Below are 16,432 nucleotides of genomic sequence, written 5' to 3' on the forward strand. Positions count from 1 at the left end.
AGGAGAAAGCATTGGCCCGATTGATCAGAAAATTGCTGCCGCGCCGCTGGCGCCCCGATTATGTGGAGATACCGGTGGTTCGCCTGCATGGCGCCATCATGTCTGGCGGTGGTCAATTCAGGCAAAGCCTTTCTCTGGACAGCGCGGCAGCGGTGCTTGAAAAGGCATTTGAGGACAAGGATTCGCCTGCCGTGGCGATATCAGTCAATTCGCCAGGTGGTTCGCCCGTGCAGTCGCGGCTGATCTATCGGCGCATCCGCGATCTGGCCGCAGAAAAGAACAAGAAGGTCTATGTCTTCGTTGAGGATGTGGCAGCTTCCGGCGGCTATATGATCGCTATTGCCGGTGACGAAATCATTGCCGACCCCTCGTCCATTGTCGGTTCAATCGGTGTGGTCTCCGCAAGTTTCGGTTTCACCGAACTCATGAAGAAAATCGGCGTGGAGCGGCGCGTCTATACCGCAGGCAAGAACAAGGCGACGCTCGATCCCTTCAAGCCCGAGAACAAGGCGGATATCGACCATGTCAAAGCGTTGCAGCTGGAAATCCACGAGACCTTCATCAATCTCGTCAAGGACCGGCGCGGCGACAAGCTGAGCGACAGTCCGGATCTTTTCACCGGACAGTTCTGGACCGGCGTGCGCGGCGTTGAGCTTGGTCTGGTCGATGGTCTCGGCGATATGCGCTCCTACCTTCAGTCGCAATATGGCCCCAAAACCAAGCTAAAGCTGATCTCGCAACCGCGTGGCCTGTTTGGCCGCCGAATTCCTTCGACAAGCGTGCAGATCGCCGGAATTGGCACCGGATTGGCCAATGGGCTTGTGGATGCCGCTGAAGAACGTGCGCTTTGGTCGCGTTTTGATTTGTAAATCGACACAGGATTTTTTGGCAAGGCCAAAACTCCGTGCTATTGATATGAGCGAGGAATGATAGCGGTAGTTGAGGGTTACAGACGATGCCACAATTGATCTTTTTTGCTCTTGTCGGCGCCGCCGCCTATTACGGCTATCGTTCGTTCAAGAAGGAAGCACAACGCGTGTCGCAACGCGTGCGCGAGGCTGAGAAAGAAGCGCAGAACCGCGCGCAGGGAACATTGGTTCAGGACCCCGAGACCGGTGAATATCGCCTGCGCAAAGATTGATGCGATGCTCGCCAGTTTTGACCACACAATCAGCCTGATCGCTCCGGCCAAGATCAATCTTGCACTGCATGTAACCGGCAGACGCGATGATGGCTACCATCTGCTTGACAGCCTTGTGGTCTTCGCCCGGTTCGGCGACAGGCTTGACGTAACAAAAGCGGCAGTGGATTCCTTCACCATATCCGGTCCTTACGGTGCTGATCTTCCCGGCGATGAAAGCAACCTTGTGCTCAAGGCGCGCGATGCCCTGCGCCACAATTACCCTGATAAGGCAACGCCCGTTGCCATTCATCTGGAAAAATATCTTCCCATCGCATCCGGCATCGGCGGCGGCTCCAGCGACGCCGCAGCGGCCTTGCGCGCGCTGACCGCTCTTTGGGACGTCGAGGCCACCCTGATCGAATTGGCTGCGCTCGGCCTGCCACTGGGCGCCGATGTCCCTATGTGCCTGCATGGTGAGGCGCTGATCGCGCGCGGCATTGGCGAAGATATCGAGCGGATCGCCGCCTTTCCGCGCCTCCCGATGGTTCTCGTCAATAATGGCGTGACGGTTTCAACACCGCAGGTTTTCTCTGCGCTTAGCCGCCGCGACAATCCTCCCCTTCCCGCCCTGCCTTTACGGATGGGTCCGGGCGATGTCTGCACCTATCTCGCGCAAACCGATAATCATCTTTTCGCAGCAACGCAAAAGCTGGCTCCGTCGATCAACGCCAGCATGCAGGCATTGCGCGAAACCAACCCGCTGCTTGCGCGCATGTCCGGCTCTGGCGGCACCTGTTTTGCCATCTATGCCGATGATGAAATGGCTGAAGCGGCGGCAACCCGGCTGCACCAAAACCAGCCCGATTGGTTTGTTGTCGCCACCAGCACGGAAGGGAACTGATCTTGACCCGCATTGACGAGACACGCCCCTTTGTCCCCGTCGGCATTGCCGTTTTAACCGTTTCCGATACGCGCACGCTTGAGGATGATAAATCCGGCACGACGCTAGTGGATCGCATCACCGCTGCCGGTCATCGTCTTGTCGACCGCGCCATCGTCACCGATGATCGCGACAGGATACGCGATAAAGTGCTGGCATGGTCGAAGAACCCTGAGGTGGATGTGGTCATTACCACGGGTGGCACCGGTTTTACCGGCCGGGATGTAACGCCCGAAGCACTGGAACCAATCTTCGAGAAGCGCATGGACGGCTTTTCCGAAGTGTTCCACCGCATCTCCTACGACAAAATAGGCACATCGACCATCCAGTCCCGCGCAACCGGCGGCGTGGTGAATGCCACTTTCGTATTCGTGCTGCCCGGCTCACCCGGCGCCTGCAAGGATGCCTGGGACAATATTCTCCAGTTCCAGCTCGACTATCGCCACATGCCCTGCAATTTCGTCGAGATCATGCCACGGCTGGATGAACACCTGAAACGCGGCTGACGAACGCACTGTCGGAATAATCAGCGACTTGGCTTGCTGCTGCAACTTACAGGGCGTGCGTATTATACTTTATGTTATGTTGTTACATTTATTATTGACATGCCCATGTTTATTGAGAAGATAGAGCGATAAACCCAACCCCTTTTTCGGAATGAAATTAATTTAGCGAGACCTGTTAAAGCCTGTTCAGCAATTAATCGTTTTCTATTTTCACGGACGCCTTCTCTTCCAATGCACGCCTCGTTTTAACACTGGGCAGGCAGCGAATGTTCGCGGTTTGCCAGCGGATTTGCTGCGTGCTCGAATGTATGGCCGCAAGAGCTAAATTGCGCCCAGTTCATGGATAAATATGCTGAAACTCTGGAAAATTGAACCAGATGGCCGACCGGTATTCGTCCTTTGCCTTTTGTTCTTCTCGGGAATGTGGATATCGAAGACGATTCATCCCCTCTGGTTTGAACAGAACAATGCCCTGCCCTTGTTTGGTCTCTCCTACAGCGTGATGGCTTTAGCCGGGACCACATCGTTTCTTCTGGGTCCGGCCGCCGCGCGATTGGGACTGCGCCATTCCATGCTCTTGGGCTCCGGTCTTTATACGCTGGGTCTCCTGCTGCGTGCTTTTCCCTTTCCCGCGCCCGCGATCCTATCCGGTCTGTTAGCCGGAATCGGCGCATCTCTCGCGCTTTTGTGTATCCGTTTGTGGGTTTTCGATTGGTCCAGCGAAAGCGAACGGGCGAGAATATTGAGCTACACCACCCTGTCAGGGCACTTGGTCCGGGGCGTTGGTATTCTGGCAATTGGCGGTGCAATAGGTGCGCTTGGCGGCCAGCAGGTTCTTGTTGTCGTGTTGTGTTGTGTAGCCGCGCTGCCTTTTGCCGGGGCGGTTCTTGTTGCGCGGCACTTGCCTTCGACGAGGCCCGTATCACACCGGAAAGAAAAAACAACGCTGACATCCAACCAGCGCACGATAGCCTATGTCCTCGTTTTGAACGCGCTTTTCACCGGGCTTCTGTCGAGTTTCATCCTGCCATACCTCCCCGTTCTGATCACACGGCTGGGCTTTCAATCCGGCACTGCAATCATGCTGGTTGGCCTCGTCAGTATCTCCGTCGTGCTTTCGCAGCCTGTCGTAAACAGGCTGATCGAGACACGAGGTGCTTTTGCTACATACCTGATTTCATTCGCAGCCTGTGCGGTCACGGTCGTGTGTCTGGATATGCCGCATTCCATCGCGCTTTTAGCATTCGTGCTCATGGCGTTTGGAATAACATCCAATGCGCGCTACCTGAGTGAAAAAAACATTGAGATGAGCGCTATCCATCGCGATCACGCGGCGACCGTTATGGGTTGGCTGCAAAGCGCTTTTCTGTTGGGAGATTCCCTGGGTGGCGGTCTTGCCGGCATCGCATGGGTCAGCAAACAGCCAGAAGTTTTTCTGGGCTGGGTGGCGCTGGGTCTGGTTTTAACTGGTTTGCTCTTTGCAGCAACGATATCCACGCTGCGGCTTGAACGATCCCAATAAGCTATTTCAGCGTGCCGGGGATAATTTCCGCCCGCAGCCGCTTCATGGCGAGACCGCGCGCCAGATCAACTGCACTCTTGCCCGGTGCTGACAAAGCCATAGCCTGACGCTTCGAAATCAGCAGACCATCGGCCAGCGGATTACCCGGCGAGAAAACGCGGGCGAAGAATGGCCGCCGATGTGCATGCGAGCGGGTGAAGCAGGCCGGGCCCTGCATCCGTTCCACATGGGTGGCGACCGCCTCGATCCAGCCGTCAATCAGCCTTGCGCCCGGCTCAATGAACAGAATCCAGTCGCTGCGCGCGCGGCGCAAACCGTCGATCAATGTCTGGTCCTGCAGGAAAATACACCCAGCCGCATCGGCCACCCGGTGCGTCTGATCCGTCGATCCCTGATCAATCACGATCACGTCGCTCAATACGCCTTCAACGGCTCCGCCTACCAGTCCGCCGAGGGTTCTGGCCAAGGGTTCATCGGCATTTCGTGTTTCAATCAGGACTGAGATCATTCATTTCAGTTATAGTATTATTATTGAAATTTCTATCCTACATTTTTTAGTAGATTGTTCTTGCTTTGTTCTCATAATTTGCTAGGAATACATTCATGTTGCGACGGTGTGAGCGACTCACAATCGCTCCGGTCTCAAGGAGAATGTCAATGAACATCATGGTGCAGGCCGATAAGGCCGCCTTCGGGCAAGGCCGGGCCGAACATGCCAATGTGCTGGTCGAGGAAGCCGGACTGCGGATCGATCATGAACGGCGGCGCGGACGTGGCGCTGGCATGAATCCATCCGGGCGGTTCGAACCGGAAAGCCGTCATGTCTTTGATGATGGCTGGGAGACCATTGAGGATTTGCCGCCTTTCAAAACAGAAGTGCAGATCGAGAAGCCGCGCACCATCATCACGCGCAATGATTCTCCCGATGTGGGTTTCGACCGCTCGATCAATCCCTATCGCGGGTGTGAGCATGGCTGCATCTATTGCTTTGCTAGGCCTACCCACAGCTATATGGGCATGTCTCCCGGCCTCGATTTTGAATCGAAGCTATTTGCCAAGCCCGATGCGGCCAAGATGCTGGATCGTGAACTGTCAAAGCCCGGCTATTCGGCCAAAACCATTGCCATTGGCACCAATACGGACCCCTACCAGCCGATTGAAAAGAAATGGCGCATCATGCGCGAGATTCTGCAGGTACTGGAAGAGCATCAGCATCCGGTTGGAATCGTCACAAAGTCGGCCCTGATCATGCGGGATATCGATATTCTGTCGCGCATGGCGGAAAAAGGACTGGCAAAGGTCTTTCTGTCGGTCACATCGCTTGACGGCAAGCTTGCACGAACCATGGAGCCGCGTGCATCGACGCCGACACGGCGATTGCAGGCGCTGCGCGCGCTCTCCGATGCGGGTGTTCCCACGGGTTCACTGGTGGCTCCCATCATTCCTGGCCTGAATGATCATGAGATCGAGCGCATTCTCGACAGTGTGTATGCCACCGGCGCACGCGAAGCTGGATATGTATTGTTGCGTCTGCCGCTGGAAGTCAGTCCGATCTTCAAGGAATGGCTCCTGCGCAACTATCCGGATCGCTACCGCCATGTGCTGTCGCTTATACGCTCCATGCGCGGCGGCAAGGACTACGATGCGGAATGGGGCAAGCGCATGCGCGGTGAAGGCCCCTATGCCTGGCAGATTGGGCGCCGGTTCGAAATTGCTGCCAAGCGGCTCGGTCTCAATCTGGCCAAGCGCCGCCTGCGCACGGATCTGTTCGTGCCCACAGCCGGAAGCGAACAATTGTCGCTGTTTTAAGCATTCAATCGGGCAATTTTTCCCGGTTCCAAAACTCCGTCAGGCGACCCCCATCCCCCTGACGGAAGCCCTGATGCCCTACCCCATCAGCATCAGGGCCTTGCAGAGAATCAGAACGAATGCGAGTCTCGCCGCAACATGGCTCGATCACGTTCTGATTCTCTGCTTCTTCCTCTCGACCCTGGCAAACCGGATTTTGCCACGGAGCGCAGGCTTTTGCGCGATGGTGCGCCCTTTGTCGTCGGCATTGACGAGGCAGGTCGGGGTCCGCTGGCTGGACCGGTTGTTGCAGCAGCAGTCATTCTCGACCCCAAAAGAATTCCTGATGGCCTTGATGATTCCAAGCGGCTGAGCGCCAGAAAGCGCGAAGAGCTGTTCGACATTATTCTGAACACTGCGCTTGCATCCGGTATTGCCAGTGTCGCCGCGCCGTCCATCGACGCTACCGATATTCTGAAAGCCGCGCTGGAGGCCATGCGCCGCGCCACCTGCGGCCTGTCGATTCTGCCCGGCCATGCGCTGATTGACGGGCGCGACGTGCCCCGTGGCCTTCCCTGCCCCGGCACGGCCATGATCAAAGGCGACCAGCGCTCCGTATCCATCGCTGCCGCCTCGATCCTCGCCAAGGTCAGCCGCGACCGCATGATGGCACAGGCGGGCCGCTGCTATCCGCTCTATGGGCTTGAAACCCATGCGGGCTATGGCACGGAGTTTCATCGCAATGCCATGGAAACCCATGGCCCGGTGATTGGCCTGCACCGTTTCAGTTTTGCCCCGCTGAAAAACCGCGAAGTTTAGGTTTTTACTGTTATTGGGCGGATGCTTGGTGCAATGCAAGTTACCAGCGTTGCAGAATAAGGCGCCATGCAATCACCCCCTCATCCTGAGCCTGTCGAAGGGCGAACCACGCACAACGCAACGGCGGTGCTCACCCCCCTCTGCCCTGTCGGGCATCTCCCCCACAAGGGGGGAGATCAGCTGTCAATACGGCCTTCGCACAATCTGAAACTGTTCCGGTTGTGAAAAGGCGTTGATGTCAATGTGATCTCCCCCCTTGTGGGGAGATGTCCGACAGGACAGAGGGGGGTGATTGCATCTACCAACATTTCAATTGCGGAACACACTCCCCCATCACCACACCCGCTTTCGCGTCTGGCTATTGAAAGGTGGGAAAGACGGGCGATCCAAAAGGGGAACGCGGGTGTCTTGGTATTGGTAGTGTAGTCAGTGCGTTCCCCCGGAACTTTCCTGTTTCAACCAAGAAAACTCTCGGATCACCCGCCTCGATGACTGGTTTTACCCTTGTGAGGTAAAGCCATTCCATCTGCAGGATTGTCATTCCTGCAGCTGAAATCACCGATCCTTTCCTGACTTCGAAAGTTTTCCGGAGCATTCCCGCCGGAAAGGACACCATCAGAATAAGCGAGGTGGGATGGTGTTGGATAAGTTGGCATGATTTTTTTAAATTGATGGTGCATGAATGTGGTTTGTGGTTCGACAAGCTCACCATGAGGGGCTTGGGTGGATGCAACGCTAATCGCAGAGATTGCAGCGCAAGGGTTGCAGAACTTGGCTCCCTTTCATCACCCCTCTCCCTCATGGTGAGCCTCCTGAACCTGTCGAAGGGCGAACCACGCACGATGGATATGCCAATCCCTTATGAGAAGTAAGCTGACTGGAGGCCAAAAGAAAAAGCCGCCTTGCGGCGGCTTGATCCAGTTCCATTTGCCCAAAATCAATTCAGGCGGGATTTGACTTCGCTCAGCGACGATTTGAACAGGTCTGCCGATGTCTTGGCATCGACCTTGTCCTTGAGGAGGCGGCTTGCGGCGGCAACAGCGATATCAACTGCCGAAGCGCGAACTTCGTTGACTGCCTCTGTCTCGGCCTGAGCGATCTTCTGCTCAGCAAGCTTGTTGCGGCGGGCAACATATTCCTCAGTCTTCTGCTTGGTTTCCTCAAGGATGGCATGGGCTTCGCGCTGCGCTGCGGCAACGATCTCCCCAGCTTCCTTTTCGGCTTCCTTGCGCTTGCGCTGATATTCAGCAAGCAGGGACTGTGCTTCTTCACGCAGGCGGCGGGCTTCCTCCAACTCGTCGCGGATACGGTCAGCGCGGCCGTCAAGCGACTTGCCGACAGTGCCCGGAACCTTCAGGTAAACCAGCAGTGCCAGGAAAATGACCAGACCAACCAGAGCCCAAAATGTTGCGTCCATGATGGTTCTCCTTAGCCGCGCACGGCTTTGACCGCGGCGGTAACACTTGCCTTGTCGACAGTTCCACCCACGATCTTCTTGACGATTTCTGTCGCCGTTTCTTCGGCGATAGCACCGACGCCAGCCATTGCCTTGTCCTTGATGGATGCAATGCTTGCTTCGGCATCAGCCAGCTTCTTTTCCAGGGCAGCAGAGATCTGTGCAGTTTCTGCGTCTGCCTTTGCCTTGGATTCGTCGCGGGCCGTCTGGGCAATGCTGCCAGCCTTTTGTTTGGCTTCAGCAAGTTCCTGTTCGTAGGCGGCAAGCGCCTCATCCGATTCCTGCTTCATGCGGGCAGCCTGATCAAGATCGGTGGCGATACGATCGCGGCGCGTCTCGATGATGCCGCCGATACGCGGCAGAACCACGCGCGACAGGAACAGATAGAAAAATGCAAATGTCAGTGCCAGCCAGAGCAGCTGTGAAGCAAAGTGGCTGGTGTCAAAGGGCGGGAAAACACCTTTATGCGCCACACCCGTTTCGGAGTGGGTCGCGGTACCGTGAGCATCAGGCGCGGCACCCGGTGCAGCCGTTTCGGCATGCGCAGGTGTCTCGTTCTGAGCGGTTGTGGATGCGGCTTGAGCCGAAGACACAAACATATGTTGTCCCCTTGGTTCGGGCATTTCCCGAGCTACTGACTATAAATGTTATACTGGCCGCGCAAAGCGCAGCCAGTATTGAGTTGTCGGCTGATTAAACAGCGAACAGAAGCAGCAGAGCGATGAGCAGCGAGAAGATGCCCAGAGCTTCGGTAACGGCGAAGCCGAATACCAGACGGCCGAACTGGCCATCAGCTGCGGATGGGTTGCGCAATGCACCGGAGAGGTAGCTGCCGAAAATGTTGCCAAGGCCGAGGGCCGTTCCGGCCATACCAAAGCAGGCGAGACCTGCACCGATGTACTTTGCTGCTACGGGATCCATGTTAAACTCCTTTGGATAGAATAGTCATTGATAGATTGCGTTTGGCGGAGCACCGCCGGCGAAGTTCTTTCTTAGTGACCGCCAGGATGCACTGCGTCATTCAGGTACATGCATGCCAGCACCGTGAAGACGTAGGCCTGCAGGAAAGCCACCAGGAATTCGAGACCGGTCAGGGCGACCGTCATGGCGAGCGGCAGAATCGCGCCGCCGACACCGGCAGCTCCGAACGCGCTCAGCGACACCACGAAACCAGCAAAGACTTTCAGTGTGATGTGGCCAGCAAGCATGTTGGCGAAAAGACGAACTGAAAGGCTGATCGGGCGGGAAAGGAAGGAAATAATCTCGATGGGTACCACGAGAATCAGCAGCGGTGCCGGCACGCCAGACGGCACGAAAACACCGAGGAATTTAAAGCCGTGTTTGGCAAAGCCGTAAACGAGAACAGTACCGATAACGAGGATCGCAAGGGCGAATGTCACGATAATCTGGCTGGTGATCGTGTAGAAATAAGGGAACATGCCGAGCATGTTGGCTGTGAGCACAAACATGAAGAGCGAGAAAACAAACGGAAAGAATTTCATCCCGGCAGTACCCGCCGAATCACGCAGCGTCGAGGCCACGAATTCATAGGCCATCTCGGAAACCGACTGCAAACGGGTCGGGATCAGGCCACGATTGGACGAGGTGAGATAAAGAAACGCCGATGCCACCGCAACCGTCGCAACCATGAAGGCTGACGAATTGGTGAAGGACAGATCAATTCCACCGACATCAATGGGAATCCATCGTGCAATCTGGAATTGATGGATCGGATCGTTGGCCACGCTAACCTCGTCTATATCGTTCCATGCCCGCAGGCTTATTCCGGTTTCTCACGGTCCTTGCTCTCGTCGAGCTCGAAACCGCGGTTCTCCGCCACACGTCCTGCAGAGCGCAGGATGTTCAGCGTTCCGGCACAAAAACCCAGAAGGAGCAGAATAATCAGCCCCCAGGGTGAAGTGCCCAAAAATCGGTCAGCTAACCAGCCCAACCCCGCACCAACCAGAACGCCCGCGATAAATTCGCTCGACAATTTCATGGCCTGCGCGACACCGGAGGCGGTCCCCGTCCCCTCGTCTTGCGAACTGGCCTTCCGGCCGACCCCTTTTGAAACAAGTTTTGCTTCAAGATCGCGGCGACGGTTTTCCAGTTCAACTGAAGTCAGCGGCTTTCCAGCATCCGGCGTATTACCGACAGAACCTGACTGATCGGGTTCATTTCCCGTGGTCAATGGCATGTCCTTTACACGCTGAATGCAGGGCTTCACCCCCGCTTCGAAGTCGCGCGCAACATATTGTTACGATCCTCGCTAGTCAAGGCGCAGAAGCAGGACTCTTAAAGGTAATTTTCGCGGTCAATTTCAATACCTTAGGTAAATATGACTTTATGTCTCACCTCTGAGGTCAAGAATCGCCCGCGAATCCTGTGGATGAGGCAAGCAATAGACAGGTACCTGGAAGCAAATCCAGCCAGGCAATGAAGCAGATTCCGATCGCTCAAAACAGCCTGACGCAACCCTGCGTTTCTTGCGGGCCTGAGCAAACCCAAGGATAAATGACAACACAAGCAGACAGCTTTGAGGGCGAAGCAGAAAACACCGAGTCAGCCGGTGTATCGGGATGATGGGCCTCCTGACCATGGCAATGGCCTTGCCCTCAAACTTGGAGGTGAACTATGTGGTTTCTGCCATTTAGCATCACCCTGATATTGAAAAGAACCCGGACCAGTTGGTCGCTGACAATCCGGGTTCAATTCACATAACAGGAAGGAGGGGTGGGCGAGAGCCTGCCCCTCACTCCAAGAATAATAATAGCAGCTTTTGCTCAGCTTCCAAGGGGTATCAAATCCAACCACCGCCATATGTACGGTAGAAAACGTGCTGGCCGATCTTGTCGACGCGTTTCATCGTGCGGGCCCAGTTCGGGCGAACGTAAACAGCATGATAGTGAGTGGCGGAGCCGACTTCCGGCAGGAAAATGCGCCCCGCCGTGACAGCCATGGCGATTTCCTGCGCCATTTTCCAATATCTCGGCTCTGTCACCAGCAGCTTGCGACCCTCGCAAGCGAAGGAGAACTGGCAACGATTGATCCAGTCATCATTCTGGTAGACGACGCCGCAAATGGTCTTGGGATAAGCAGGGTTGCGGACGCGATTGAGAATAACCTGCGCAACGGCGGCCTGACCTTTGAGGCTCTCGCTTCTTGCCTCAAAATAAATGCCTGTCGCCAGGCATTTTTGTTCTTCCTTGGTGAAAACAACAGGGGGCAGCGGCGATGCCAGCCAGGCATGGTCGCCTGCGCCAAGTTGCGGAATGAACCGGCCGGGCTGCTTTGGCTCGTTAAGGATATTGTCGAAAGGCGACGTCTTGGCATAATCGGGTTGAGCCGGGGCATAGCCCAGTGCCAGAACATCCGGCGTGTTGCTGGTAATCAGGCTTGCCAGCATTGGCGAGACCTGCGGGTCAGCCTTGGCTGGGGCGCGATTGTGAAAAGCCAGCGCAATCTGGATTTCCTTGCCGGCGATTTTCGGCTTGGCAAAGGCCATCTCGACCTCAACACCGTGGGTTGGGCGGATCAGCATGCTTGAGCGCTGCAGGATCGAACCCGCACTGAACGCCTTGGGAGGCGCTTTCTTGCTGATGGTGACGATACGTCCCTGCTTTTCAGCGCGGTTGATACGATCTTCATCAGGTGTTGCACCGGGAGATTTCTGGGTGCCATTGACGACGACAGGACCAATGCCCGGAACATTGACACCACTTGCCGGAATACCTGACGTGATAGCCCTTTCATCGACAAAGGTCATATTGGCCTTCTGGATGGAACCCGCAGGCGAATTTTCCAGATAGGCAGTCCAGCGCCCTTTGCCGGATTCGACGCCCGACAACATGCTTGCCATATCCTGATATGCAATGACGGTCGGCGAGAATAGATAAATCGCCGTGCCGATGACCACCGGACCGATGAAATTCCTGTTTGTCCGATTCTTTCGCCGGGAACTCGATGCCCGAAAAAACTCAGAGAAACGCACGCGAATACCCCACTCACAACCGAACAATACTGGTTGCAAAAATGAAGCATTAACCTTGATGGAGAGTTAACGATCACCGCAAAAAGAAGGTATTGGGTTGTGGTGTGCGGGTGGCCAGAAACGCAAACCGCCCTCGTGCAGGGCACGAAGGCGGTAAAATTCGGTGCGTCGAAAGCGCTCAGCGCTTCTTTTTTGCGCGTCCGGCAAACGGGTTGTCTGATGTGCGCAAGACCAGCCGCAGCGGAACACCGGGCATCTCGAATGTCTCGCGCAGACCGTTTGACAGGTAGCGAACATAGGATGTCGGGAACGCCTCGGGGCGCGAGCACGAGATGACAAAGCCCGGGGGGCGGGTTTTCACCTGCGTGATATATTTGATCTTGAGACGGCGGCCAGCCACGGCAGGCGGCGGGTGATGGGTCGTCACACCTTCCATCCAGCGGTTGAGACGCCCAGTGGAAATGCGGCGGTTCCAGATTTCGTCGGTGCTGGCAACAGCGGCCATCAACTTGTCGATACCCTGATTGCGCTCGCCCGAGATTGGCACGGCGCGAATGCCGCGAATTTGCGGCAGCAGCCGTTCAGTCTTTTCACGCAGATCAGCCAGAACCATCTGGCGGTTTTCCACCAGATCCCATTTGTTGAAGGCGATAATCGGCGCACGGCCCTCGCGGATGATCAGATCGGCGATCTGCAAATCCTGCTTCTCGAAGGGGATCGTTGCATCAAGCACGATGATGACCACTTCGGCAAAGCGGATGGCACGCAATGCATCGCCCACGGAAAGCTTTTCGAGCTTGCCCTGAACGCGCGATTTGCGGCGCAAACCTGCGGTATCAAACAGCTTGATCTTCCGGCCATTCCATTCCCAGTCGACGGAGATGGAATCGCGGGTAATACCGGCTTCCGGTCCAGTCAGCAGACGGTCCTCGCCCAGCATCGTGTTCACGAGTGTCGATTTACCGGCGTTCGGGCGACCAACAATGGCAATGCGCAGCGGCTTGGTGGAATCATAGGCTGGAATATCTTCGGCATCCGGATCGTCGATATCATCGCCGATCAGATCGTCTTTCGGTCCAGCCACTGCCGGAATGGTGACAGCGACAGCATCGCTGTCAGGGTCTTTGACTTCGTGCTCATCCGGGAAAACACGTTCTTCGCCCAATACGTCGACGATTGCATCGCGCAGGTCAGGGAAACCCTGCCCGTGTTCAGCGGAAATCGGGCATGGTTCACCAAGCCCAAGCTGATAGGAATCATACATGCCGGATTCGGCACCGCGTGCCTCAGCCTTGTTGGCAACCAGAATAATGGGCTTGCTCGAGCGGCGAACGAGATCGGCGAAGGTTATATCAGCGGGTGTGATACCTGCCTTGGCATCGACAATGAACAAGATCACATCGGCTTCGCCAATCGCCAGTTCAGTCTGCGCGCGCATACGACCTTCCAGCGAATCGCTGGGAACTTCTTCAAGACCGGCGGTGTCGATAACATCGAACTTCAGATCATAAAGCTTGGCGGCATGAACGCGCCGGTCGCGCGTTACGCCCGGCAGGTCGTCCACCAGCGCGATCTTGCGGCCGACAAGCCGGTTGAACAGGGTGGACTTACCGACATTCGGACGGCCGATAATGGCTAGGGTGAAACTCAAAGACTCAAATTCCTGTGTTAACCGGCTGCAGCAGCAGGTGCTGCGCCAGTGCTGCGAAGCATGTCGAGCATTGTGTCGGCAAACTGGCGAATATTGGCGGGCGCTGCCTGATCATCGGAAATCTGCTTGAACAGCTTTTCCGCGTCCCCGCCGCGACCGGCTTTCCATGCGGCAAGGCCAAGAGCCTCCCGAGCGGTATGGCGCATTGGATTGCTGCTCGATGAAAGAGATTCGACCCGGCTTGCAACATCATCATAGGTGCCCGTATCGAGAAGCAGCAATGCAGCGCGCAGCTTTGCCAGATCGCGAATGGATTGGGGAACTGACGTATCGGCAGAAACCTTGTCAAAGGCCGCAACAGCGGCTGCAGGATCACCCTTTTGCGCCTGCACACCGGCAGCGCGCATGCGCGCCAGTACCGGATAGGCGCCGTAGCCAGTCTTCTCAAGTTCGTCCAGTGTCTTCAACGCTTCGTCATTCTTGCCATCACGGACAAGATTGAGCGCGGCGAGAAACTGATCGCCGGATTTCGAAGCCTGTTTTTCCGTCCAGTATTCATAAAAGGCGAAAACGCCCGTGCCGACGACAAGCGCAACAGCCGCGCCGATCAACAGGCCGCCAAAACGCTTCCAGAACGCCCGCATCTTGTCGGAGCGCAGTTCCTCATTTACCTCACGGAAAAAGCCGTCGTCAGTCATAGTGCCTCATTGGTGCCCTTGGGGGCCTGCCATTAAATGAATTGCAGATGCGCGAAGCAGCTTTCGCCACTCCGCGCATATAGTCAGAGCGCTTTTAGTCGGAAAATCCTTGAGATGTAAGGGCTAAGTGAAAAATAGCCCTTCGTCAGCTGTTTAAAGTGGTGATACGCCGATTAACCAGGCATGCAATTTCCACACAAACAGGATGTAGAGCACCACACCGGCGACAATGGCCATGATGTCGTTGGAGACTGGACCGGGCACGATCACCGGTTGCGCAAAGCCAGCGCGCGCCTGCCTTTTGATCGCGATACGATCGACCACCGCCCAAGCGAGGAACGATACAAACAGGATGAGCGATGCCAGATCGCCATTGGCCAGAAGATGGGCAAGTGCCCAGATTTTCACGGCAATCAGCATGGGATGCTTGAGAATAGGCTTCAACTTGCCCGGCTTGAAATTGGAAATCATCACGGAGATGAAGGAAAACAGCATCAGGAGCAGCGTGATGTGTTTCATCCAGACAGGCGGCTCATAGATAAACAGAGAATAGGGCCGCGCCAGCACATAACCCCAGATGATGAGTACCAGTCCGACAAAGGAAATGGCCGAATAAAAACCTTTCCACTTGCCCTCGCCCCACGCGGCGATTTTGTCCAAGCGCCATTGTGGCGCGGCAATACGCACCGAATGAATTCCCAGAAAGACGACAATACCCAGAATCAAAACAAGCATGACCGCTCCCCCTTGGCTGGCGGCAGACTATAGCGGCTTTAGAACAGTTCCAAGACGGGCGCTTGCGGTGGATCGACGCGTCCGATCATCGCCACAATTCACCTGTAGCGAGAGGTATCTCTCTCATTGGTTGTGTTGTGCCTGCATTATGCGTCTGATTTCCAGTATTATTGCTGCGTCCCTAGCCGTTTCGGTGTGCATTCCGGCCCATGCTGATGATGCGGAGCTGCGTGGTTCCATCGGCAGCAAGCCACAATATGTCCTGATCTCTTTCGATAATTCGGGTAGCAATGCCCTGTGGGAGCGCAGCCGGGCTCTGGCCGAACGCTCCAATGCAAAATTCACCTATTTTCTCTCCTGCGTGTTTCTGATCGACCGCAGCGACCGTAAATCCTATCAGGCACCGGGCGAAAGCTTTGGCCGCTCCAATATCGGCTATGCGGCATCGAAGGATGACATTGCCAAGCGGCTCGACAATATCTGGCGGGCACGCAATGAAGGCAACGAGATTGCCAGCCATGCCTGCGGCCATTTTGACGGACGCACATGGGGCAAGGCAGATTGGGAACGCGAGTTCACCACCTATAAGCAGGTGCTGCGCACGGCATGGGCAAAATATGGCAGCGATCCGGAGCCTGAGGGCTGGAAAGCATTTGTCGACAAGGAAGTGCGCGGTTTCCGTGCGCCCTATCTTTCCAGCAGCCCCGCTTTGCTGTCAGCATTGAAGGATATGGGTTACGCCTTTGATGCCAGCAGTGTTTCCAAGGGTCCGGCCCTGCCTGTGCATGCGGGCGGGCTTTATCAATTCGCCTTGCCGACCATCAGCGAAGGCCCGGAACATCGACCCGTTGTTGCCATGGACTACAATATGTTCGTGCGCCACTCCGGTGGTTTTGAGCGGGCGGATCATCTCAATGAATTTGAAAACCGCGCCTATGATGCATTCAAGGGTGCATTTGAGCGCCAGTACAAGGGCGAGCGCATCCCCTTTCAGATCGGCATTCACTTCACACTGATGAATGGCGATGCCTATTGGCGGGCACTGGAACGCTTTACCGCCGAAGTGTGCACCAAGCCTGATGTCCGCTGCACGACCTATAGCGATTACCTAAGACAAACAGGCGCCGAAGCGCCTGTTGCAGTCGTTCCGGCAGCAAGCCGGAATGCAACGGGCAGCGGTATCTGACCGCCACCCGTTTTTTT

At 55.9% G+C, this 16,432-nt stretch carries 18 protein-coding genes; 8 read left to right on the forward strand and 10 right to left on the reverse strand.

All coding sequences use genetic code 11. The features are described from left to right. The first annotated feature begins 11 nt into the window (after positions 1-11). The 5 genes from BLU05_RS14360 to BLU05_RS14380 all read left to right on the forward strand — a co-directional run bounded on the left by BLU05_RS14360 (position 12) and on the right by BLU05_RS14380 (position 4,091). A complete protein-coding gene (locus tag BLU05_RS14360) occupies positions 12-869 on the forward strand; it encodes a S49 family peptidase (protein ID WP_091880996.1) in 858 nt (285 codons plus the stop codon). A gap of 86 nt (positions 870-955) precedes the next feature. Then, positions 956-1,141 (forward strand): hypothetical protein, encoded by a 186-nt coding sequence (locus BLU05_RS14365; RefSeq protein ID WP_091880998.1) that lies wholly within the window; start codon positions 956-958, stop codon positions 1,139-1,141. 4 nt (positions 1,142-1,145) lie between these two features. Then, positions 1,146-2,024 carry a 4-(cytidine 5'-diphospho)-2-C-methyl-D-erythritol kinase gene (locus tag BLU05_RS14370; protein ID WP_091881000.1) on the forward strand — a complete coding sequence of 293 codons (879 nt, stop codon included), beginning with the start codon at positions 1,146-1,148 and terminating at the stop codon, positions 2,022-2,024. 2 nt (positions 2,025-2,026) lie between these two features. Continuing rightward, positions 2,027-2,569: a molybdenum cofactor biosynthesis protein B gene (gene moaB, locus BLU05_RS14375; protein ID WP_091881001.1), complete on the forward strand. Its 543-nt coding sequence runs from the start codon at positions 2,027-2,029 to the stop codon at positions 2,567-2,569. 349 nt (positions 2,570-2,918) lie between these two features. After that, the gene (locus tag BLU05_RS14380) at positions 2,919-4,091 is read left to right on the forward strand and encodes an MFS transporter (RefSeq protein ID WP_091881003.1); all 1,173 of its coding nucleotides are present in this window, start codon (positions 2,919-2,921) and stop codon (positions 4,089-4,091) included. A gap of 1 nt (position 4,092) precedes the next feature. On the opposite strand, the gene BLU05_RS14385 is transcribed toward BLU05_RS14380, so the two are convergent. Continuing rightward, positions 4,093-4,599, reverse strand: a complete 507-nt coding sequence (locus BLU05_RS14385; RefSeq protein ID WP_091881005.1) for a glycosyltransferase — start codon at positions 4,597-4,599, stop codon at positions 4,093-4,095. A 149-nt stretch (positions 4,600-4,748) separates the two neighbouring features. On the opposite strand from BLU05_RS14385, the gene BLU05_RS14390 reads away from it, so the two are divergent. Beyond that, on the forward strand, positions 4,749-5,900 hold the full coding sequence (locus tag BLU05_RS14390; protein WP_091881007.1) for a PA0069 family radical SAM protein: 1,152 nt from the start codon (positions 4,749-4,751) through the stop codon (positions 5,898-5,900). A gap of 138 nt (positions 5,901-6,038) precedes the next feature. Then, on the forward strand, positions 6,039-6,698 hold the full coding sequence (locus tag BLU05_RS14395) for a ribonuclease HII (protein ID WP_091881009.1): 660 nt from the start codon (positions 6,039-6,041) through the stop codon (positions 6,696-6,698). Positions 6,699-7,635: 937 nt separating this feature from the next. Here the strand turns inward: BLU05_RS14395 and BLU05_RS14400 are convergent. The 9 genes from BLU05_RS14400 to BLU05_RS14440 form a co-directional block, all read right to left on the reverse strand. Next, on the reverse strand, positions 7,636-8,115 hold the full coding sequence (locus BLU05_RS14400; protein WP_091881011.1) for a F0F1 ATP synthase subunit B: 480 nt from the start codon (positions 8,113-8,115) through the stop codon (positions 7,636-7,638). A gap of 11 nt (positions 8,116-8,126) precedes the next feature. After that, positions 8,127-8,753, reverse strand: coding sequence for a F0F1 ATP synthase subunit B (locus tag BLU05_RS14405; RefSeq protein WP_091881013.1), 627 nt, complete (start codon positions 8,751-8,753; stop codon positions 8,127-8,129). Positions 8,754-8,847: 94 nt separating this feature from the next. Next, a complete protein-coding gene (locus BLU05_RS14410) occupies positions 8,848-9,075 on the reverse strand; it encodes a F0F1 ATP synthase subunit C (protein ID WP_008125314.1) in 228 nt (75 codons plus the stop codon). Between the two features lie 71 nt (positions 9,076-9,146). After that, the gene (locus BLU05_RS14415; RefSeq protein WP_091881015.1) at positions 9,147-9,899 is read right to left on the reverse strand and encodes a F0F1 ATP synthase subunit A; all 753 of its coding nucleotides are present in this window, start codon (positions 9,897-9,899) and stop codon (positions 9,147-9,149) included. A 35-nt stretch (positions 9,900-9,934) separates the two neighbouring features. Next, positions 9,935-10,351 (reverse strand): AtpZ/AtpI family protein, encoded by a 417-nt coding sequence (locus BLU05_RS14420; protein WP_091881017.1) that lies wholly within the window; start codon positions 10,349-10,351, stop codon positions 9,935-9,937. Positions 10,352-10,954: 603 nt separating this feature from the next. Next, positions 10,955-12,151 carry a cell wall hydrolase gene (locus BLU05_RS14425; protein ID WP_175540618.1) on the reverse strand — a complete coding sequence of 399 codons (1,197 nt, stop codon included), beginning with the start codon at positions 12,149-12,151 and terminating at the stop codon, positions 10,955-10,957. 172 nt (positions 12,152-12,323) lie between these two features. Further along, positions 12,324-13,796, reverse strand: coding sequence for a ribosome biogenesis GTPase Der (der, locus tag BLU05_RS14430; RefSeq protein WP_091881021.1), 1,473 nt, complete (start codon positions 13,794-13,796; stop codon positions 12,324-12,326). A 17-nt stretch (positions 13,797-13,813) separates the two neighbouring features. After that, positions 13,814-14,494 (reverse strand): tetratricopeptide repeat protein, encoded by a 681-nt coding sequence (locus BLU05_RS14435; RefSeq protein ID WP_091881023.1) that lies wholly within the window; start codon positions 14,492-14,494, stop codon positions 13,814-13,816. Positions 14,495-14,647: 153 nt separating this feature from the next. After that, positions 14,648-15,229, reverse strand: a complete 582-nt coding sequence (locus tag BLU05_RS14440; protein ID WP_091881025.1) for an NnrU family protein — start codon at positions 15,227-15,229, stop codon at positions 14,648-14,650. Between the two features lie 148 nt (positions 15,230-15,377). Between BLU05_RS14440 and BLU05_RS14445 the strand changes: the two genes are divergently transcribed. After that, complete coding sequence (locus BLU05_RS14445; RefSeq protein WP_139210460.1) at positions 15,378-16,415, forward strand: polysaccharide deacetylase family protein; 1,038 nt, start codon at positions 15,378-15,380, stop codon at positions 16,413-16,415. Positions 16,416-16,432: the final 17 nt, after the last annotated feature.

Source organism: Phyllobacterium sp. OV277 (assembly GCF_900104355.1).
GTDB lineage: Bacteria > Pseudomonadota > Alphaproteobacteria > Rhizobiales > Rhizobiaceae > Phyllobacterium.